Annotated in this window: 19 protein-coding genes; 12 read left to right on the forward strand and 7 right to left on the reverse strand. The window is 71.4% G+C overall.

From position 1 onward, the window contains the following. Positions 1 to 7 precede the first annotated feature (7 nt). From EDD92_RS14345 to EDD92_RS14360, 4 genes are all read right to left on the reverse strand, one after another. Positions 8 to 307: a hypothetical protein gene (locus EDD92_RS14345; protein ID WP_123964670.1), complete on the reverse strand. Its 300-nt coding sequence runs from the start codon at positions 305 to 307 to the stop codon at positions 8 to 10. Between the two features lie 222 nt (positions 308 to 529). Then, positions 530 to 1,264 carry a GAF and ANTAR domain-containing protein gene (locus EDD92_RS14350; RefSeq protein WP_123964671.1) on the reverse strand — a complete coding sequence of 245 codons (735 nt, stop codon included), beginning with the start codon at positions 1,262 to 1,264 and terminating at the stop codon, positions 530 to 532. A 102-nt stretch (positions 1,265 to 1,366) separates the two neighbouring features. Beyond that, a complete protein-coding gene (locus tag EDD92_RS14355) occupies positions 1,367 to 2,227 on the reverse strand; it encodes a GAF domain-containing protein (protein ID WP_123964672.1) in 861 nt (286 codons plus the stop codon). 292 nt (positions 2,228 to 2,519) lie between these two features. After that, positions 2,520 to 3,860 carry a DUF2252 domain-containing protein gene (locus EDD92_RS14360; RefSeq protein WP_123964673.1) on the reverse strand — a complete coding sequence of 447 codons (1,341 nt, stop codon included), beginning with the start codon at positions 3,858 to 3,860 and terminating at the stop codon, positions 2,520 to 2,522. 601 nt (positions 3,861 to 4,461) lie between these two features. On the opposite strand from EDD92_RS14360, the gene EDD92_RS14365 reads away from it, so the two are divergent. Beyond that, positions 4,462 to 5,667, forward strand: coding sequence for a winged helix DNA-binding domain-containing protein (locus tag EDD92_RS14365; protein WP_123964674.1), 1,206 nt, complete (start codon positions 4,462 to 4,464; stop codon positions 5,665 to 5,667). 108 nt (positions 5,668 to 5,775) lie between these two features. On the opposite strand, the gene EDD92_RS14370 is transcribed toward EDD92_RS14365, so the two are convergent. Continuing rightward, the gene (locus tag EDD92_RS14370) at positions 5,776 to 6,084 is read right to left on the reverse strand and encodes a hypothetical protein (protein ID WP_099928355.1); all 309 of its coding nucleotides are present in this window, start codon (positions 6,082 to 6,084) and stop codon (positions 5,776 to 5,778) included. A 154-nt stretch (positions 6,085 to 6,238) separates the two neighbouring features. Between EDD92_RS14370 and EDD92_RS14375 the strand changes: the two genes are divergently transcribed. Together EDD92_RS14375 and EDD92_RS14380 are read left to right on the forward strand one after the other, a co-directional pair. Then, complete coding sequence (locus tag EDD92_RS14375) at positions 6,239 to 6,598, forward strand: arsenate reductase family protein (RefSeq protein WP_123964675.1); 360 nt, start codon at positions 6,239 to 6,241, stop codon at positions 6,596 to 6,598. 151 nt (positions 6,599 to 6,749) lie between these two features. Further along, positions 6,750 to 7,466, forward strand: coding sequence for a hypothetical protein (locus tag EDD92_RS14380; protein WP_123964676.1), 717 nt, complete (start codon positions 6,750 to 6,752; stop codon positions 7,464 to 7,466). A 3-nt stretch (positions 7,467 to 7,469) separates the two neighbouring features. Here EDD92_RS14380 and EDD92_RS14385 read toward each other — a convergent pair whose 3' ends face one another. After that, on the reverse strand, positions 7,470 to 8,336 hold the full coding sequence (locus EDD92_RS14385; protein ID WP_399182868.1) for an alpha/beta fold hydrolase: 867 nt from the start codon (positions 8,334 to 8,336) through the stop codon (positions 7,470 to 7,472). Between the two features lie 91 nt (positions 8,337 to 8,427). Here EDD92_RS14385 and EDD92_RS14390 point away from each other — a divergent pair, with 91 nt between their 5' ends. The 7 genes from EDD92_RS14390 to EDD92_RS14420 all read left to right on the forward strand — a co-directional run bounded on the left by EDD92_RS14390 (position 8,428) and on the right by EDD92_RS14420 (position 15,934). After that, positions 8,428 to 8,856, forward strand: a complete 429-nt coding sequence (locus EDD92_RS14390) for a MarR family transcriptional regulator (RefSeq protein ID WP_123970391.1) — start codon at positions 8,428 to 8,430, stop codon at positions 8,854 to 8,856. Between the two features lie 276 nt (positions 8,857 to 9,132). Continuing rightward, positions 9,133 to 10,164: a glutamine synthetase gene (glnII, locus tag EDD92_RS14395; RefSeq protein ID WP_123964677.1), complete on the forward strand. Its 1,032-nt coding sequence runs from the start codon at positions 9,133 to 9,135 to the stop codon at positions 10,162 to 10,164. Between the two features lie 324 nt (positions 10,165 to 10,488). Next, positions 10,489 to 11,028 (forward strand): winged helix-turn-helix domain-containing protein, encoded by a 540-nt coding sequence (locus tag EDD92_RS14400; protein WP_123964678.1) that lies wholly within the window; start codon positions 10,489 to 10,491, stop codon positions 11,026 to 11,028. A gap of 78 nt (positions 11,029 to 11,106) precedes the next feature. Beyond that, positions 11,107 to 12,099, forward strand: coding sequence for an SDR family oxidoreductase (locus EDD92_RS14405; protein ID WP_123964679.1), 993 nt, complete (start codon positions 11,107 to 11,109; stop codon positions 12,097 to 12,099). A 176-nt stretch (positions 12,100 to 12,275) separates the two neighbouring features. Further along, positions 12,276 to 13,550 (forward strand): sensor histidine kinase, encoded by a 1,275-nt coding sequence (locus EDD92_RS14410; protein WP_123964680.1) that lies wholly within the window; start codon positions 12,276 to 12,278, stop codon positions 13,548 to 13,550. Further along, the gene (locus EDD92_RS14415) at positions 13,535 to 14,188 is read left to right on the forward strand and encodes a response regulator transcription factor (protein WP_123964681.1); all 654 of its coding nucleotides are present in this window, start codon (positions 13,535 to 13,537) and stop codon (positions 14,186 to 14,188) included. Before EDD92_RS14410 ends, EDD92_RS14415 begins: the two co-directional genes overlap by 16 nt. A gap of 189 nt (positions 14,189 to 14,377) precedes the next feature. After that, positions 14,378 to 15,934, forward strand: a complete 1,557-nt coding sequence (locus EDD92_RS14420; protein ID WP_123964682.1) for a DUF1996 domain-containing protein — start codon at positions 14,378 to 14,380, stop codon at positions 15,932 to 15,934. A gap of 65 nt (positions 15,935 to 15,999) precedes the next feature. Here EDD92_RS14420 and EDD92_RS14425 read toward each other — a convergent pair whose 3' ends face one another. Beyond that, entirely contained in the window at positions 16,000 to 16,416 is a 417-nt protein-coding gene (locus tag EDD92_RS14425; RefSeq protein ID WP_123964683.1) for a hypothetical protein, read from the reverse strand. A 99-nt stretch (positions 16,417 to 16,515) separates the two neighbouring features. Between EDD92_RS14425 and EDD92_RS14430 the strand changes: the two genes are divergently transcribed. After that, the gene (locus tag EDD92_RS14430) at positions 16,516 to 17,043 is read left to right on the forward strand and encodes a tetratricopeptide repeat protein (RefSeq protein WP_123964684.1); all 528 of its coding nucleotides are present in this window, start codon (positions 16,516 to 16,518) and stop codon (positions 17,041 to 17,043) included. A gap of 49 nt (positions 17,044 to 17,092) precedes the next feature. Then, positions 17,093 to 19,012: a hypothetical protein gene (locus EDD92_RS14435; RefSeq protein WP_123964685.1), complete on the forward strand. Its 1,920-nt coding sequence runs from the start codon at positions 17,093 to 17,095 to the stop codon at positions 19,010 to 19,012. Positions 19,013 to 19,077 lie beyond the last annotated feature (65 nt).

The raw sequence follows: 19,077 nt of genomic DNA on the forward strand, positions 1-19,077 counted from the left end.
CGTCGCCTCACTTGCTCTTCTGGCGCTCCTGGCGGCGCGACTCCAGGGGACGCTCGCGAGCGTAGCGGCGCTCCCACTTGGCCTGCATGTCACGGCGCTTGCGGTAGGCCTGGTACGTGGCGGGCATCGACCCCGACGAGGATCCCCCCGACGACTGCGAGGACTGCGAGGCGGAGCCGCCCTTGGTGCCGCTCCGCCCGTACTGCGTGTACAGGAAGAGCACGGCGACCGCGGCCAGCCACCAGACGTGGTTTCCGAATCCTAAGAGCACCAGGACGGCGGTCCCGGCTATGACGATGGTGCCCATGACGGGCCTCCGTGTGGGCGTGGATGAGTGAGCGGTGATCGTTTGTCGTCCCGACGGGGCGCTGGGGGATGGGCGTCCGTCCGTCGGTGCGTAGAGAGTAGCCCCGAGTCCGCAGGGTGATGCCTGTCCTGCGGAAAGCGGTGGTGGGCAGCTCCGCAACGCATGTCCAGCGTAGGGAGACGGTCACCGGGCGTGCATCCTGTTTTCCGGCTGCACCGGCTCTCAGTCCGCCGACAGGTCCAGCTTCCGTTCCACCACCTCGCGGGCCACCTCCGTCAGACGGCGGCGGTGGGAGCGGGCGTGGGAGCGCAGGACGCGGAAGGCCTCGTCGACCGTGATGGAGTGCCGGGCCGCGAGGGTGCCCTTCGCCTGTTCGATGACGATACGGCTGGTCAGCGCCTGGCCCAGCTGGTCGGCCAGGGCCCGGGTCTCGCGCAGCCGGCGCTCCCGCTCCAGGCTCCAGCCGGCGGCGTCGGCGAGGGCCTGGCCCAGCGCCAGGAGCTCGTGAGGCAGCGGGGTGCTGCCGGGGCCCAGCAACACCAGGGCGCCCATGGTGTCCTCGCCGGCGCGCAGGGGCAGCGCGGCGACCCTGCCGTAGCCCAGCGCCCGGGCCCGGCGTGCGTATCGCGGCCAGTCCCGGCGGGCCCGGTCGCCGTCGAGGGCGGTCTCCGGCACCGGGCGGCCGGTGCGGCGGGCTTCCGGCCCCGGCCCCTCGCCCCAGGTGACGGCGTCGCGCACCAGGCGCAGCCGCTCCTCTCCGGTGCCGGCCACCTCGGCACGGGCAGGGTCGTCGGGGGCGTACAGCACGACCGCGGCGCAGCCGCCGAGCAGTTCGGTTCCATGCGCGGCGAGGGCCGCGAGGAGCCCGGTCGGATCGGAGGCCTCCGTGACCGGGCAGGCCGCCAGGTCTACGAACGCCTCTGCCAGCCGCTGCTGCGACGGGGACACCGTGCTCATCAGCTCGCCTTTCCCTTCGCCTCGCATCGATTCGCTTCCAGGATCACCGGTCGCGAACCGTGTCCGCAGTCTTCCCTGTCCGCCCCCGGCGTCTTCCCCGCCTCAGCAGAGACGCAGCTCGCCGCGGAGGATGCGCTCCGCCACGGAGTGCGCGGAGACGCCCTCGGCAAACGCGTGGGCCTTGACCAGTTCCAGTGCGTCGGTCACCGGGCAGCCGAGGTGCACGCAGACCATGCGCGAGGCCTGGTGCACCTTGGCGCGCAGGTCGGTGGTGCCGTACATACCGGGATCGCCGTCCACGCCGAGGATCATCGAGCGGGTCAGTGCCTCGGCAACCTCGGCGAAGGTGTCCGGGTCGGTGACGCCCCGTACGGGATCGAAGACCGCGAGGGCGCCGACGCAGGTGCCGGACAGGCTGAGCGGTACGGCGGCCACCGTGCCGATGCCCAGGCCGGCCACCGCGGGCCCGTACCCGGGCCGGCGGTCGAGCAGCGCCGAGCCGGCCGCCGTCACCGGGCGGACCAGGCAGGCGGCATCCCGGGCCGGGCCCTCTCCTAGCAGGAATTCCAGCTCCTGGGCGGCGCGGGCCGGTTCGTCGGAGGCGGCCAGAGCGAGCTGGTCGAGGGTCGCTCCGACCAGGGTGACGGCGGCGCTGGTGGTACCGCAGGCCGCCGCGACTCCCGACCTGAACAGCGGCTCCGGAGCACCCCGCTCACGCGACCAGCTGCTGAGCCGTGCCACGTAGTCGTCCTGCAGCCGGGCCGCGGTCAAGTGGCGGGCCGCAGTCGACCGGTGGACCTCGGCCATCCGCCGGTACCCAGCCCGGTACTCGGTGGGAGCCTGACCGGCGAGCAGTTCATGCTGCTCGGCGGCATCGGACTCGGACTCGTGGCGGGCGCGCGCCACGACGGCCTTCCGCTCGGCGGAAGCCATGAGGTCCGCAGCCGCACCTCCGGTGGCCATACCGGAAGCGTACGCTGCCGGCCGGGCGGTTGGCGGCCGGCACGGGCAGCGGCGCTCCCCGCCTGCCGGTTCCGACGCAGTGCTGGACGGTGTCGCGCAGCTTCTCGCTCCTCATTGGTGGCCTCCAACTCCTCGTTGGGGGACGGGAGTTCTCGGCCTTGAGCTGCGTGGCGACCGTGACGTCGGTGAAGGGGGCCGTCGACCCGCAGGGCGCGCCGCTCGTGGGTGGCCTGTTCGATCAGCGAGCGCAGTTCGACCGGCGACCAGGACCGCCGTTGATGCCGGGGTGTGGTCACGCCTCGGGGGCCGCTGCGACCACGCCTGCGGCGACCGCCGCGCCCAGGGCTGCGTGGTCCGCGGCGGTCTGGTCGGCGTAGGCGAGGGCGAAGTCGGCGACGGCCTGCTCGAAGGTGTCGGCGCCGCCGAGGTAGGCGGCGATGGCGATGCGGTCGCCGGAGCGGGCGTGCGCGCGGGCCAGGGCGGTGCCGCAGAGGCGGGCGTATCCGAGCAGATCCGCCGGCCTCATGCCGGCCACGTCCGCGGAGCCCTTCATGTCGCGCAGCTGCCGCCAGTAGAAGGCGCGGCCCTGCGGCCCGCTCATCCACCCCAGGAAGATGTCGCTCGCCTCCTGCAGCAGCCGCTGACCTGCGACGACGCGATGCCCTGGATGGACGTACGGGCCGTGCGGCAGATGTTCCTCCCAAATGGACTTCCGGGCCTCCTTGATCTGCAGGAACAGGGAATCGCTCTGATCCCGTCCCGTCAGCAGTACGACGAAGCAGCGCAGGCCGACGCTGCCCACGCCGACGACCTTGCGGGCGGCGTCCACGAAGCGGTAGCGGTCCAGGAGCAGGCGGCGCTCCTCGGGGAGGGTGGAACGGTAGTCGCTGAAGATCTTGCGCAGGGAGGCCATGTCGGAGGCGCCGGCGGGTTCGAGGAGCGGCGGGTCGTGGATGATCCGGCGGCGCCCGTCGACCACCTCGGTGAGCCTGCCGAGGGCCTGCAGGCTGGTGCGGCGGCGGGCCCGGGTGAGGCTGGAGGCGACATGTCTGCGGCGGCTCGCGGAGCGGACGAGGGGCAGCAGGCTGTCGGCGTCGATGCGCTCGTACCAGACGGCGAGCTCGCCCCGCCGGGCCAGCCGCCGCATGGCAGTCCGATACGCGGCCACCGCCTCCAGCGCCGCGCGCCGCACCTTGGCCTCGGCGTGCCCGTTCGCCCGCCCGGCCACGGCGACGGAGGCGGCCAGCCGCTCGACATCCCACTCGAAGGGCCCGGGGAACGTCTCGTCGAAGTCATTCAGATCGAAGAGAAGTGCCCGCTCCGGGGAGGCGTACAGACCGAAGTTCAGCAGGTGGGCGTCGCCGCACAGTTGCACGGTCAGCCCGGTGTGCGGCCGGGACGCGAGGTCGGCGGCCATCACGGCGGCCGACCCCCGCAGAAACGCGAACGGCGACGCGGCCATCCTGCCGTACCGGATCGGCAGCAGCTCCGGCAGCCGGTCACGTCCCTGCCGCTCCAGTACGGCAACGGGGTCGGCCCGGTCGACGGGCGGAACCCACCCGGCATGCGCGGAACGCGCCACCCGCCGACGGGCAGCCTTCCCCCGTTCGGCGCGGGCGACTGGCGTGCTCATTGCTGCCACCGCCGTATGCCGCGTGACATCCCTCGCCCCACGCCGCGCCTGCCCATCACGCCTCCGGTGCGGTCGCCTTCCATCGCCTCCTGATCGCAGTGAAGGCGGGGGCGGGGGCGTGCGCATGCGGGGGGAGGCGATCGGGTGACGGGGGGGTGCGGAGCAGGCGCCCCGCGGGTCACGCGCAGGACCCGCGGCACAGCTTCGAGACCGGCGGCGCGAGCTCGTCGCCGGGGCTCCCGGCTCGGCCGCGGGGCCGGCGGCGCTCGGCACAGCCACGGGATCGGACGCACGCGCTACAGGCTTTCTCGCCCCCGCCGCCCCTTCCCGTCCCGACCCTGGGGGCTGCGCCCCCAGACCCCAGCTATCGGCCTGAACGGCCTCGTCCTCAAACGCCGGACGGGCTGGAAGAGCAAGCCCCGGCCGGTGGGAGAGCAGGCCCGTGGGCGGTGCGGGGAAGGGAGCGAAGACCTGGGCCGGGTCGTGGGTCAGGGGTTGGGGGCGGGTTGTTGCGAGGGGGGTGCCCCGGGGGTGGGGAGCCGTCGGTTGTCAGTGCTCTGTTGCAGGATGAGGGCACGGATGGTGTGACGGGGAGGCCGGGATGGGTGGCGGTGGGCGGTACATCGGGGCGGCGGAGCGGCGGGCGCGGCTTGCGTTGCGGCAGCGGCTGGCTCCGGAGGCGTGGGCGGACAGTCCGGAGGAGGTCGCCGCCACGCTGGTGGCGCTGCACGGGTCGGACCCGGCGACGGTGCATCTGGCCGTGGGCGCGCGGCTCACGGACGCGGCGCGGACGGTGCCGGAGACCGAGCGGGCGCTGTACACGGACCGGTCACTGGTGCGGATGCACGGCATGCGGCACACGGTGTTCGTGTTCCCGGCGGACCTCACCGCCGTCGTGCACGCCTCGACCGGGCTCACGGTCGCCGGGCGGGAGCGGGCCTCGCTGCTCAAGGACATGGCGAAGGCCGGGGCGCCGGATGCGGCCTGGCTGAAGGACGTCGAGGAGTCGGCGTTGGCGGCCCTGGCGCGGCGCGGACAGGCGACCGCGGCCGAACTCGCCGAGGACGAACCGCGTTTGAGAGAGCAGTTCGTGTACGCGGCCGGGAAGAGCTACGAGGGCGTGCACACCGTTTCGACCCGGCTGCTGAGGGTGCTGGGCGTGGAGGGGAAGGTCGTACGGGGGCGGCCGCTCGGCTCGTGGACGTCCAGCCAGTTCCGCTGGGCCGTGGCCCCGCCGCACCCCGAACTCGACGTGGCCGAGGCGCAGTCGGTGCTGCTCGGCCGCTGGCTCGCGGCATGCGGGCCCGCCACGGAGGCGGATCTGAAGTGGTGGACGGGCTGGAAGGTCACGGACGTCCGGCGCGCGCTGACGGCGATCGGCGCACAGGCGGTGTCGCTGGACGAGGGCACGGGCTACGTCGTCGACGGCGACGTCGAGCCGGTGGCGGGCCCGGACCGGCCGTGGGCGGCGCTGCTGCCCGCGCTGGATCCGACGGCGATGGGGTGGCGGGAGCGGGACTGGTACCTGGCGCCGGAGCTGCGGCCGTCACTGTTCGACTACAGCGGCAATGTGGGGCCGACGGTGTGGTGGAACGGTCGGGTGGTGGGCGGATGGGCTCAGCATCCCGACGGTGAGATCGTCTGGCGGCTGCTCGACACGGACGGTGTGGGCCGCGAGGCCGAGGCGGCGATCGCGGCCGAGGCGGCGCGGCTGCAGGGGTGGGTGGTCGCCACGAAGGTGACGCCCCGGTTCCGGACGCCGCTGGAGAAGGAGTTGGCGGCACCCCCCAGCCCGTCCGGAGTTTGAGGACGAGGCCCCTTCAGGGCCGAAGCGGGGGTCTGGGGGCGGCGCCCCCCAGCAGCGGGCAACACACGTGCCGGGCACCCCCGCAAGCAGGGGCGCCCGGCACCACACTCACCGCGAATACCGCATCAGCGCCCGCACCATGTGGCACGTCGTGTCCGACGGCGGGTGGACGCCGATCAGTTCGGCCGTGCTCCGAATCGTCTCGTTGCGGGCCTGGTTCGGTACGTACACCCCCCTGTCGAGCAGGGCGATGGCGAGCCGCATCGCCTTCAGGCGGCGGTTGTGCGTGACGTACCACTCGCGCGGACGGCCCGGCGGCAGCGGGCGCTTCTCCACGGGGGCGTAGGGCAGGTCGAGCAGGACGGGGTGCTTGGCGGTGGACTGGGTCGGCTTCGGCTTCAGTGCGGCAGCGGGCACAGGCATCCTCCTGTCGCGGTGAGGGTGTGGGAATGAACGGGGGTTTCGGCACCCCCCAACACCCTCGAACACTTCTTCTAGTGTACCGCCCGGCACTGACAAAAGGCCCTGGCCACAGGCGCTTTGAGGGGACCTCAGGGGTACCTTTGACCCCATGGAGATCTGGATCAACCCCGCATGTTCGAAGTGCCGCAGCGCCATCAGCCTGCTCGACGCCGAGGGCGCCGACTACACCGTCCGTCGCTACCTGGAGGACGTACCGACCGAGGACGAGATCAGGGACGCACTCGACCGTCTCGGCCTCGAACCGTGGGACATCACCCGCACTCAGGAGGCCGACGCCAAGGAGCTCGGGCTGAAGGAGTGGCCGCGGGACGACTCCTCGCGCGCACGCTGGATCAAGGCGCTCGCCGAGCACCCCAAGCTGATCCAGCGCCCGATCATCACCGCCGACGACGGCACCGCGGTGGTCGGCCGCACCGACGAGGCCGTGCGGGACGCCCTGTCGCGCTAGGCCCGGCAGGAGGGAGCGGGGTTGGCGCTGTGAGCCGGCTTCAACTTCCCTGTGACGTACGTTACTTCAGTGACTCCTGTAACCGCTGAGTAACTTCGTTCGGTATCTCGTACATAGCGGCGTACGCTCCCCTACCTCGCAGGAGGCGCGCATGTCGCGTAGGAGAAGTCTCGGTACGAAGAAGAAGATCGCGCTGCTGGTGAGCGCGGCGGCGGTGGCGGGAGGCGGGGCCTTCGTCATGGCGAGCACCTCGAACGCCGCGCAGAGTCCCCAGGCCAAGACCCTGTCGGCCGCGGACTCGAACGTGTGCCAGGGGCTCGCCACCGCCCTCGGCAACAACCAGAAGTTCATCGACGGGCAGAAGGCCGCTCCCGACGCCCAGTCCGCGGCCCGGATCGCCAACCGCGAGGCGGTCATCGCACAGATCAAGGTCCAGCAGAAGGCGTCAGGTTGCACCGTTGGGGAGTCGGCTCAGGACTCCCAGGCGACGCAGCCGGCGCAGAACGGTGCGGGACAGCAGGCGGGCGGCCGGCAGGCGGGGGGCGCGCAGCCCTCGCAGGCGGCCTCGGCACCCGCGGGAAACGCGAACGGGAACGCGGGTGGTGGCGCTGCCGCCTCGGGTCAGCAGGTGTGCAACGGCTCCACCGTCACCCTCTCCGGCGAGGGCGGCGCGCCTGCCGCCTCCAGCAACCAGTTCCCGGTGGGGACGACGCTGAAGGTCACCAACCTGGACAACAACAAGTCCACGACGGTGAAGGTCACCTCGGTCTCCGGCAGTTGCGCCCTGCTCAACAACGCGGCCTTCGAACAGGTACGGGAGCCCGGCAAGTTCCTGATCCGCCGTGCACTGATCGAGAAGGTGGGGTGAGGCTCAGGGGCTCAAGAACTCGGTGAGGCGGCGGCCGAGTCCGGCGGGTGCGGACTGCGGCAGCGCGTGGTGGGAGACGTCGGGGACCACGACTGTCTCCGCGCGCGGCAGTAGCCCACTCGCCTTCGCCGCCACCTCGTACGTGTCATGTGTCCTGCTGTTCCCGGCCAGGAGCAGCAGGACCGGCATGTCCAGCCCGCGCAGCGCTTGCGGCGCCGGGCGCGGACCGGCCACCGGCTTCGCGACGGAGGGGAAGCCGGTGGCCGCCTCCTGGAGGCGGAGCCAGTCAGGGTCGAGGGGTGCTCCCCCGGTCTCCCACTCCAGCAAGGCACGGACCCGGCCGGGCGTGGGCCGCAGCAGCAGCGGCAGGGCGTGCAGGAGGTACGCGGGCCGGTATCCGGCGAAGCACTGGGTGGGGTCCATGAGGAAGAGGCGGCGTATGCGTGCGCGTGCGTGCAGCGCGTAGTGCAGGGCGATCCAGCCGCCGTACGAATGCCCGCCCAGGTCCGTCTCCTCCAGGCCGAGGTCGCCCAGGACCGCGTCCAGCCAGACCACCAGGTCGGCGACCGTACGGGGGTGACGGTCGCCGGCCTCGGTGCCGCGGCCCGCGCAGCCGGGGAGGTCGACGGCGAACACGCGGTGGGTACGGGCCAGATCGGCGGCCTGGGCGTACCAGCCGGCGGAGGTGGCTCCCCCGCCGCCCGGGAGCAGGACGACCGCGGGCGCGTGCACTGGGCCGCACATGTTGACGTACGTCGTCCCGAAGGGCGTGGGGACGGTCACCGCCTCGCGCTCGGCGGGCCACTTGGCCATGACCTTGTCGTACGCGGCGAGGAAGCCGTCCATGTCGTAGGCGCTGCGAGCAGGCACCCGAACCTCCCTTATTATCTCGTTCAGCGAGATACTCGGTGAACGAGATACTAGTCGGAGGCAGCCCGTGCCGAACCCCCAGGGCCCCGGGATGGAGGTCGTCCACCTGCTGCGTGCGGCGACCGTCGAACTCGCCCTGCACAGCGCCCGGTTCGCGTCCCGCAACGGCATGCACCCCACGGACGTACGCGCCCTGATCGCCCTCATGGACGCCTCCCGCGCGGGTGAGGAGATGACGGCCGGGCGGCTCGGGACCGCGCTCGGACTGAACTCGGCGGGGACCACCGCTCTGGTCGACCGGCTGGAGCGGGCCGGGCATGCGCGGCGGGTCCGCGACCCACGGGACCGGCGCAAGGTCGTGATCGAGGTGGCCGAACGGGCCGTGGAGCTCGGGTGGTCCTTCTTCGGGCCGCTGATCGAGCAGACGGTGGAGCTGCTGCAGGGGTACGACGAGCGGGAGGTGGCCGCGATCAAGGGGTTCCTGGCCGGAGTACGGGACGCGGCCGCGGCCGAAGGCTGACCGTCCGGCCTCCTGCGCAAACCCCATCGCATACGAGCCGCCGTAGGACGGGCCGTCCACGCGCGCGGACCGCGTCGACCTGTCGACTTGCTGTGCCCCGCCCGCCCTCACACCGTGAATCGCGCCACACCACCGCCAGGTAACACGGGGTTCACACTCGAGCAATGGCCGGGAAATCGCCTGTTGACAGGCTCGCGGGCATCCACCGCGGCGCCCCAGTGCCGCAGCGCCGCAGCACCCGCAAGTGCGTAGACACATCCCCGAAGGAAGTGGCCCGTGACCTTCAAGGCTGAGTACATCTGGATCGACGGCACCCAGCCGACCGCCAAGCTCCGTTCCAAGACGAAGATCATGACGGGTGAGCCCGCCGGTCTGGACGCGCTGCCGATCTGGGGCTTCGACGGGTCCTCCACGAACCAGGCCGAGGGCCACTCCTCGGACCGTGTCCTCAAGCCGGTCTTCACCTGCCCGGACCCGATCCGCGGCGGCGACGACGTCCTCGTCCTGTGCGAGGTCCTCAACATCGACATGACGCCGCACGAGTCCAACACCCGTGCCGCGCTGACCGAGGTCGCCGAGAAGTTCGCCGCTCAGGAGCCGATCTTCGGCATCGAGCAGGAGTACACCTTCTTCCAGGACGGCTACCCGCTCGGCTTCCCCAAGGGCGGCTTCCCGGCCCCGCAGGGCGGCTACTACTGCGGTGTCGGCGCCGACGAGATCTTCGGCCGTGACATCGTCGAGGCCCACCTGGAGAACTGCCTCGCGGCCGGTCTCGCCATCTCCGGCATCAACGCCGAGGTCATGCCCGGCCAGTGGGAGTTCCAGGTCGGCCCGGTCTCCCCGCTGGAGGTCTCCGACCACCTGTGGGTCGCCCGCTGGCTGCTCTACCGCACCGCCGAGGACTTCGGCGTCGCCGCGACGCTGGACCCGAAGCCGGTGAAGGGCGACTGGAACGGCGCCGGCGCGCACACCAACTTCTCCACCAAGGCGATGCGCGAGAGCTACGACGCGATCATCACCGCCGCCGAGTCGCTGGGCGAGGGCTCCAAGCCGCTCGACCACGTCAAGAACTACGGCGCCGGCATCGACGACCGCCTGACCGGTCTGCACGAGACCGCCCCGTGGAACGAGTACTCCTACGGCGTCTCCAACCGCGGCGCCTCGGTCCGTATCCCGTGGCAGGTCGAGAAGGACGGCAAGGGCTACATCGAGGACCGCCGTCCCAACGCCAACGTCGACCCGTACGTCGTGACGCGGCTGCTCGTCGACACGTGCTGCTCCGCGCTGGAGAAGGCCGGCCAGGTCTGATCCGACCAGTGGCTTCCATGAGGGGCGTCCGCCGTCTTGGCGGGCGCCCCTTGTGCGTTCACCGTCGTCCGAGGAGTGAGAGCAGGCTCCTGCACAGGCGGCTCATCTGCTTCAATGGGTCCATGGCCAGCTTCCGGAAGTCCCTCGCTACGGGTCGCCATGACCTGGAGCCCTTCTGGCCTTCCCGTCAGCATCACGACTTCGACCGGGTGTGTTGCCGCGCGATGAACGCGCCGGCCCTCTAAAGCCGTACACCCGGCCTTCGGCCAGCGCGCACGACGTACGTCCCCAGACGAATCTCTCGCGCGAAAGAGCTGACCTCTCATGGCGACCACTCGTTCTCTGTCCTCTGTCCCCGTCACCTCCCCTGCCCGGCACCGGCTGCGGGCCGTCGACCCCGACGAGGTGATCGACGTCGCGGAGTTCCTGCCGCCGGGCGCCACCTGGTTGCCCGCACCCCAGCACACCCTGCCCACGCTGCCAGGGCAGCCGCCGATGGTCGGGTACCTCGTCCTCATCCCGGCCGACCGACCCCACATCGCCGAGACCGGCGTTCATGCCGCCACCGACGACGCACTCGTCCGGATCGACTCCGTACAGCGCACCGCCGAGGTGGACGGGCGCGAACTCGACCTCACCTACCTGGAGTTCGAGCTGCTCGCGCATCTCGTCGCGCATCCGCACCGGGTGCACACCCGCGACCAGCTGGTCACCACGGTGTGGGGATACGGCCATGTGGGCGACGGCCGCACCGTCGACGTCCACATCGCCCGGCTGCGCCGCAAGCTGGGCGCCGAGCACCGCGGGACGATCCAGACGGTGCGGCGGGTCGGGTACAAGTACACGCCCCCGACCGGCCGTTGACCGTGCACCGACGGCTGATCCTCTGCTGACGGCAGATTGCCGTTCCGTCCCGCGGGCCGACCGGGCAGGCTCACCTGCATGAGACTTCTGGTGCTGGGTGGTACGGAGTTCGTGGGACGGGCCGTCGTGGAGGCGGCCCTGGGGCGCGGCTGGGAGGTCACCGTCCTCAACCGTGGGCGGCACCAACTGCCGGACGGTGTAAGGGCGTTGCGGGGCGACCGCACCGCGCCCGACGGGCTCGCCGCGCTCGCGGAGGGCGAGTGGGACGCCGTCGTCGACACCTGGTCCGCGGCACCCCGGGCCGTGTACGAGGCGGCGCGGCTGCTACGGGGGCGCGCCGCTCGGTACGTCTACGTGTCGAGCCGCTCGGTGTACGCGTGGCCCGCTCCGGCCGGGTACGACGAGAGTGCGCCGGTGGTCGAAGGTGCCGAGCCCGACGCTGCGATGACGGACTACGCGCGCGACAAGCGCGGTGCGGAGATCGCTGCGGTCGAGGCGTTCGGGGCGGATGACTCCGTTCTGGTGCGGGCCGGGCTGATCCTCGGTCCGTACGAGAACGTGGGGCGGCTGCCGTGGTGGCTGGGCCGGATGGCGCGTGGCGGGCCGGTGCTCGCCCCGGGGCCGCGGGAGCTGCCGCTCCAGTACATCGACGTGCGGGACATGGCCGAGTGGATTCTCGGTGCGGTGGAGCAGGAGTTGAGCGGGCCGTACAACATGACCAGCCCCCAGGGGCACGCCACAATGGGTTCGTTGCTGGACGCGTGTGTGCGGGTCACTGGGGCTGCGGGCCGGCTCAGCTGGACGGACCCGAAGGTGATCCTCGATGCCGGGATCGAGCCGTGGACTCAGCTGCCGGTGTGGGTGCCGGCGGGTAGCGACATGCATGACTTCCTGCACTCCTCGGACGTCTCACGGGCCGTGGCCACGGGTTTGACGTGCCGTCCTGTCGAGGAGACCGTGGCCGATACCTGGGACTGGTTGCAGGAGATCGGGGGCACGGCGCCGATGCGGGCGGATCGGACTGTGAAGGGGCTTGATCCGGAGATCGAGGCGAAGGTGTTGGGGAAGTAGTGATCGGCCCGCGGGCCGGTGGGGGTTGATCGCGCCCGCGCGGCGGAGCCGCATATCGATACAGCCCCGTGCCCCTGAAAGCCGGGCGGCTGCCCCTCCCCGGGTGTACTTGGCGCCACCCCCGCCGGGGGGCTTGACCCCGTGACCCCCCGACCCCGCTCGGCCAGACTTCTGCCATGAACACCGACACGAACCGTGCCCGGGCGCGGGCCCGAGAGGTACTGCTGGCTGCCGTACGGGGACTTGCACTGGCCGTGGCCGTGCTGCCCTTCTCGGTGCTGTTGTTCGTCCTGACCCTCGTCTCCGTCGCGCTCATACCGATCGGCGTCGGTGTCTTCACGACCCCGCCCATCCTGACCGCGGTGCGGACCCTCGCGGAGAAGCGGCGGGAGCTCGCGGCGGAGTGGTGCGGGGTGCGGATACCGTCGGCTTACCGGCCGGTCCCCGAGCGGGCCAACCCCTGGGCGCGCACGTACGCCCTGCTGCGCGACCCGGCGGTCTGGCGGGACGTGCGCTGGCTGCAGGTGGACATGACGGCGGGGTTCGTCACCGCGCTGTTGCCTGCGCTGCTCGTCTTCTACCCCCTGGAGGGCCTCGCGGTGGCGGTCGGGCTGTGGCGGCCGCTCTCCGAGAGCGGCGGGTACTGGTACGGCTTCGTACACGTCACCGACCAGGCCTCCGCGCTCGGCGCCGGCGCCCTGGCCCTCGTACTCCTCCCCCTCGCCTACCGCTACGCACCGGACCTGCTGACCGCCCACTTCCGGCTCACCCGGTCCGTGCTCGGCGCGAGTCAGGCCGAACTGGCGGAGCGGGTGCAGGTGTTGACCGAGACCCGGCGGGACGCCGTCGACACCTCCGCCGCCGAACTGCGCCGTATCGAGCGGGACCTGCACGACGGGGCACAGGCCCGGCTGGTCGCCATGGGCATGGACCTGGGCACCATCGAGATGCTCCTCGACAAGGACCCGGCGAAGGCCAAGCAGCTCCTCGCCCAGACCCGGCAGTCCTCCGTGGACGCGCTCGCCGAGCTGCGCGACCTGGTGCGCGGCATCCACCCGCCGGTGCTGGCCGAACGCGGACTCGGCGACGCCGTCAGGGCGTTGGCGCTGCGGCTGCCGCTGCCCACCGAGGTGAACGTCGAGCTGGAGGGCCGTGCGGACGCGCCGGTCGAGTCGGCCGCGTACTTCGCGGTCAGCGAGGTGCTCACCAACGCGGTCAAGCACTCCGGCGCGGACCGCATCTGGATCGATCTGCATCACGTGCGGGAGGGGGCGGGCGTGCTGCGGATCACCGTCACGGACAACGGCAAGGGCGGTGCGGTGATCGCGGCCGGTTCGGGCCTGGCCGGAGTCGAGCGGCGCCTGGGTACATTCGACGGAGTCCTGGCCGTCAGCAGTCCCGCGGGCGGTCCCACCATGGTCACCATGGAGATCCCTTGCGCGTTGTCCTAGCCGAAGACCTCTTCCTGCTGCGCGACGGTCTGGTCCGGCTTCTGGAGGCCTACGACTTCGAGATCGCCGCGGCCGTCGAGTCCGGCCCCGAGCTCGCCCAGGCACTGGCCGAGATGGAGCCGGACGTCGCCGTGGTCGACGTACGGCTGCCGCCGACGCACACCGACGAGGGGCTGCAGTGCGCGCTGCAGGCCCGCCGGGACAGGCCCGGGCTTCCGGTGCTGGTGCTGTCGCAGCACGTGGAGCAGCTGTACGCGCGTGAGCTGCTCGCCGACGGCAGCGGCGGGGTCGGGTATCTGCTCAAGGACCGGGTGTTCGACGCGGAGCAGTTCGTGGACGCCGTACGGCGGGTCGCGGCCGGCGGTACGGCCATGGATCCGCAGGTGATCCAGCAGCTGCTGTCCCGGCGGGCCGCCGACGACCGGCCGCTCGGACGGCTGACGCCTCGTGAGCGGGAGGTGCTGGAGCTGATGGCGCAGGGCCGTTCCAACGCGGCGATCGCCGGACAGCTGGTGGTCACAGAACGGGCCATTGCCAAGCACACCTCCAACATCTTCACCAAACTGGACCTTGAGGTCTCGGACGACGACAATCGCCGCGTCCTGGCGGTTCTCGCCTATCTGGACCAGGGGCGGTAAGCGGTTGCTGATTCTCCGTAACTTCCGCTGCTCAAGCTGCTGTTGGGATGCAAAGGCCGGGCAAACCTCTGATTTGTTTGTGGGGCTGCTGAACACCTCTGGGACCGCACCCGTATGAGTGGGAGCCGCTTCACTCCTGTCGGGCGCCTCGATGCCCCGCCAAGCCCGCAAGGAAGTCAGAGGAGTTCCATGGGACGCAACAATCGGAAACGCCGTACGCCGCTGGCCACCAAGGCCATAGCCGCATCGGCGGCACTAGCGCTCGGTGGGGGCGGGCTGATCTGGGCGAACTTCTACGCCTCGGCGCACGAGTCGAACAACTCCGGGCAGAACCAGACCAAGGCCGCCGCCGGTCAGGTCGCCACGATCGCCTGCCCCGACGTCCAGCAGAAGCTGACGAACGTGCCGGCCAAGGCCCAGCAGGGCGTGGCCACGGAGCTGGCGAACCTCGACAAGCAGATCACCGAGGCCTACGCCCGGCTCGCCTCCACGCGCCAGGCGCAGACGCAGGACGCCGGCTTCGTGCAGAACGCGATCGTCGGCCCCCTCAAGGAGAAGCGGTCCGCGACCCTCGACCGGATCCGGATCGACATCCAGCGAGTGGGCGGCCAGGTCGACGCGGCCGGGCTGAGCGCGCTCGCCGCCTGCACGACGCAGACCGCCAACCAGACCACCGCCGGCGGTCAGCAGCAGAACGGCGGTCAGCAGCAGAACGGTGGCCAGCAGCAGAACGGTGGCCAGCAGCAAAATGGCGGCCAGCAGCAGAACGGCGGTCAGCAGCAGGGCAACGGGCAGGCCGGGGCCGGTCAGAACATCGGCGGTCAGGCCGGCAACGGCCCGGTCGCGGCCGACTTCGTGGACATCACCAAGGTCCAGCCGAACGTCGCCGCGAAGCCGCAGGCCAACGGCAACGCCTCGAAGGGCGTCTTCATCACCAAGTGCGGTGTGAACGCCAACAAGAACCACAACACGGACAACGTGATCGTGGCTCCCGGCGTGACCAACGGCGCGCACCACCTGCACGACTACGTCGGCAACCAGAAGGTCGACGCGTTCGCGAACAACAACTCTCTGATCGCGGGCCAGTCCAGCTGCCAGAACCAGAGCGACCTGTCGGCCTACTACTGGCCGGTGGTGCGTATCCAGGACGGCTCGCAGGACTTCGACCAGAACCGGGACGGCGGCGGCAAGGAGGGCAACGTCGGCAAGATCCTGACGCCGGTCCAGGCGCAGATCAAGTACGTCGGCTCGCCCACCAGCAAGGTCACCGCGATGCCGAACTTCCTGCGCATCATCACCGGTGACGCCAAGACCACCACCAACGGTCTGGCGAACGCCAACGCGCACTGGAGCTGCACCGGCTTCGAGAACAAGGTCCAGCTGACGACGCAGTACCCGATCTGCCCGCAGGGCAGCAACGTGGTGCGCACGTTCGCCTTCCAGTCCTGCTGGGACGGCAAGAACATCGACAGCGCCAACCACCGCACGCACGTCGCCTTCGCCGACGCCCAGGGCAACTGCCAGAACGGCTTCAAGGCGATCCCGCAGCTGACGATGCGCCTGGTGTACAAGATCAACCCGCCGGTCCTGCAGAACGGCCAGGTGAAGAACGCCTACGCGGTGGACGGCTTCCCTGAGCAGCTGCACAAGTCGGCCACCGACCACGACGACTTCATCGCGGTCTTCAAGAACAACCTGGCGAACAAGATCGCCAACTGCATCAACAGCGGGCAGAAGTGCCAGTGACGAACACCTAGGTAAGCGGGCGGTGGGAATCTCCCACCGCCCGCTTTTCGTTTGGCCCGCGAAGCTCAGCCGTGGTGGCCGGAGTGCGCGCTGTGGTTGGTGCCGATCTCCTCGTCGCCGCCGAGCGTGTGCTGCAGCGCCTTGACCACCTTGTCCTCGCCTACGGCGACCCACTTGCGGCCTACGAGGTAGAAACCGCCGTAGTCCTTGGCGTCGTTGATCCACTCGCGCTGGCCGCGGTCGGTGGCGAAGGTGGCGAAGACGAACTTGCCGTCGGAGGTCTTGCAGATGGCCTGGCGGACCTCGTCGGAGTCGATCTGCATGTCCGGCTTGCACTTCACCTTGGCGGCCAGGCTCTCCAGACTGCCGGTGGCGGCGGTCGGCACCTTGGCGGCCGCGTCGCTGTTTCCGGTTCCACAGCCCGCCAGCGCCAGGACTGCCGCGGCTCCGGCCACGGCGAGCATCGGTCGGGTCAACCTCATCTGTTCCTCCGGGTCGCTTTTGCTGGCCCTTGGGCCCGTCCCCTTCGATACGGACGTGACAGCTGACGCACTCAAAATACGACTGTCTGCCGTGCACATGTGTGCGAAGGTGCTCCGGTGAACCAAGACTGGGAAGATCGCGTGACCGCCGCCTGGGCCACCCTCGACGACTATCCCGAGGAGAAGGCGGCCGTTTTCCGGGCCGTCATCGACGCCCTCGCCGCCGAACTGCCGGACGGCAGCCCCCTCGGTCTCTTCGAGCAGGCCTCCGCCTGGGACTCGACCGGGCATTCGGACAAGGCCGTACCGCTGTACCGGGAGGCGCTGGAGCGCGGGCTGAGCGAGGTCAGCCCGTACAAGGGCCGCAGGGCCAAGATCCAGTTGTCCAGTTCGCTCAGGAACACCGGGCAGCCCGAGGAGGGCGTCAAGCTGCTGACGCCCGAACTGGACGCACCCTCCGACGAGTTGGACGACGCGGTACGGGCGTGTCTGGCGCTGTGCCTGTCCAGTCTCGGCCGGGACCGCGAGGGGCTCTCCCTGGTGCTCGGGGCCCTGGCGCCCCATCTCCCCCGCTACCAGCGGTCCATGGCGAACTACGCGCGGGCGCTCGTCGAGCCCGAGGCGTAAGCAACCCAGGCGGCGGTGACTATCCCACGATTCGCTCGTTTTGCTGAACGTGCAGTCACAGGATGTCGCCCCGCGCCCCGCACCGTCCCCTTCCGACCTGGCCGTCGACGTCGAACAGGCCGAGGCCGCGCTCGTCGAGCACTACCCGCGGCTGGTCCGGCTCGCCTACCTGGTGCTGCCGCCGAGCCTCGGCCGCAATCGGCGCGTGGTGACCGCACACGCCCTCACTCAGCGTGCCCTGCCCCGGGGCCGGGCGCAGGCGCCCGCGATCCCGGCCCGCTCGACCGGCCGCAACGGCGACCCCGGGTACGCCTTCGTCCGCCTCCAGGTGCTGCGTACGGCACTGGAGGCGGGCCTGCCGCTGAAGCGCACGGCGCTCCCCAAGCGGTCCCAGCTGCCGCCGCTGCTTCCGCAGGTGTGGGGCCTGCGTCTCTTCCCGCGCTCGGGCGGTGCCGACGAACTCGCGCTGGACCAGCGTCTGTCCGCCCTGTCCGGACCCGCCCGCGCCGCCTACGTCCTGCGCGGCCTGGAGAAGCTCCCCGACGGTGACGTGGTCGAGGTGCTGACCGCCGCCGGCTGCGAGGCGCCGCAGGACGCGCTCCGGGAGGCCGACGACGTCCCGGAGCAGTACGCCCTGCTCGACTCCCCCGAGTTCGACCCCTGCTCACTGCACGCCCGGCCCACCGATCTGATGCGCCGCAGACAGCACACCAAGGCCGCGCTCGCCGCCGCCGCGGCCGTCGCCGTGTGCGGCGCGCTGCTCGGTCTGCCCGGGGACGGCTGGGCCCCCGACGGTGCCGCCGCCCCCGTGTACGCGCAGAACCCGGCCGCCGAAGCCGCCCTGGACCCGGGCAAGCTGCTGCGGGTCGCCCCCACCGCCTGGACGACCTCCGCGCGCACCGACTTCTCCGTCTGGCCGGCCCGAGGCGACCTCACCGGCGACAAGGCCCTGCTGCGCCGCGCCCTCGCCGTCTGGGCCCGCCCCGGCGAGAGCGTCCAGGTCTCCGCGACCCCCGGCACCCCGTCCGGCGGCCCGTCAGGCCCGCCCCAGCTCCTGTACGCCGGGACCGTCGACAGCGCACGCGTGGTGATGCTCTACGACGGTCTGCGCATCACCCGGTACGCCGAGCCGAAGAGCGGCACGAAGGGCGCTGCCCTCGACTTCGCACGGGTCGACGGCGCCGACCGCTCCGAGGCGAACGCGCTGGTCCTGGACCGGGCTGACGGCAATGTCCGCTATCTGACGGCCCCCTGGGTGAAGCAGGCCGCCGAGCGGGACCTGCTCAAGCCCGGCGCCGGCACGACGGCCCTCGCCCTGACCGACGGCGTCACGGCACCGCTGGCCAGCCCCGCCGCCGAGAACGGCGACTGCACGTCGTGGAAGGTGCTCCAGCTCACCGACGCCACCGGCACCCGCCTGAGCAGCGACCTCGGCGAGCTCCTCCCCGCCCACCTCACCGCCGGACGGCCCGGCGCCGCCCACGAGGTCACCGGCGCCCAGGCCCTGCACACCTGGGCGCCGTACGCCTGCTCGCTGGCCTCCATGCGCTCGGCGGGCGTGCGCACGGTCAACGCCTGGGCGTACGGCCGGCAGCCGCTGCCCGACGCGAGCGGCGCGGCGGACTGGGTGTGCACACGGGCCGACACCTGGCGGGGCGGCGGGACGCGGGTGCTGGCGCAGTTCCACACGCCGGGCGGGGCGTACGGGGCGGTCGCGGCGAAGGCGGAGAACGTACCGGCGTGCGGGGCGAAGGACCCGCATGTCCTCGCCGGGGTGCTGTGGAAGTCGGAGGCGAAGAACTGGTACCTCCTCGCGGCCGGCAGCCAGGGGACCTCGTCGATCCGTACGACGGGAGGGGTCAGTGCCTCCGCCCCTGGCAGCCTGCTGGTCGTACGGGCCAAGCAGGGGGTGCGGGCCGAGCTGGAGGGGACCCTGGAGGACGGCCGGCCGATCAGCGGGCTGCACTAGCGCCTGGATCTCCGCCCCCACCCTCTTGCTGACGCCAGCGTCAACAAGTCCCGGCGGGAGGGTTC

Origin of the sequence: Streptomyces sp. TLI_185, from assembly GCF_003814765.1 — a bacterium.
GTDB lineage: Bacteria > Actinomycetota > Actinomycetes > Streptomycetales > Streptomycetaceae > Streptomyces.

What these genes read in the sequence shown, in the direction of transcription:
- EDD92_RS14345 (WP_123964670.1), bottom strand. Translation starts at nt 307, where the DNA reads ATGGGCACCATCGTCATAGCCGGGACCGCCGTCCTGGTGCTCTTAGGA.
- EDD92_RS14350 (WP_123964671.1), bottom strand. Translation starts at nt 1,264, where the DNA reads ATGAGCACGGTGTCCCCGTCGCAGCAGCGGCTGGCAGAGGCGTTCGTA.
- EDD92_RS14355 (WP_123964672.1), bottom strand. Translation starts at nt 2,227, where the DNA reads ATGGCCACCGGAGGTGCGGCTGCGGACCTCATGGCTTCCGCCGAGCGG.
- EDD92_RS14360 (WP_123964673.1), bottom strand. Translation starts at nt 3,860, where the DNA reads ATGAGCACGCCAGTCGCCCGCGCCGAACGGGGGAAGGCTGCCCGTCGG.
- EDD92_RS14365 (WP_123964674.1), top strand. Translation starts at nt 4,462, where the DNA reads ATGGGTGGCGGTGGGCGGTACATCGGGGCGGCGGAGCGGCGGGCGCGG.
- EDD92_RS14375 (WP_123964675.1), top strand. Translation starts at nt 6,239, where the DNA reads ATGGAGATCTGGATCAACCCCGCATGTTCGAAGTGCCGCAGCGCCATC.
- EDD92_RS14380 (WP_123964676.1), top strand. Translation starts at nt 6,750, where the DNA reads ATGTCGCGTAGGAGAAGTCTCGGTACGAAGAAGAAGATCGCGCTGCTG.
- EDD92_RS14390 (WP_123970391.1), top strand. Translation starts at nt 8,428, where the DNA reads ATGGAGGTCGTCCACCTGCTGCGTGCGGCGACCGTCGAACTCGCCCTG.
- EDD92_RS14400 (WP_123964678.1), top strand. Translation starts at nt 10,489, where the DNA reads ATGGCGACCACTCGTTCTCTGTCCTCTGTCCCCGTCACCTCCCCTGCC.
- EDD92_RS14405 (WP_123964679.1), top strand. Translation starts at nt 11,107, where the DNA reads ATGAGACTTCTGGTGCTGGGTGGTACGGAGTTCGTGGGACGGGCCGTC.
- EDD92_RS14410 (WP_123964680.1), top strand. Translation starts at nt 12,276, where the DNA reads ATGAACACCGACACGAACCGTGCCCGGGCGCGGGCCCGAGAGGTACTG.
- EDD92_RS14420 (WP_123964682.1), top strand. Translation starts at nt 14,378, where the DNA reads ATGGGACGCAACAATCGGAAACGCCGTACGCCGCTGGCCACCAAGGCC.
- EDD92_RS14425 (WP_123964683.1), bottom strand. Translation starts at nt 16,416, where the DNA reads ATGAGGTTGACCCGACCGATGCTCGCCGTGGCCGGAGCCGCGGCAGTC.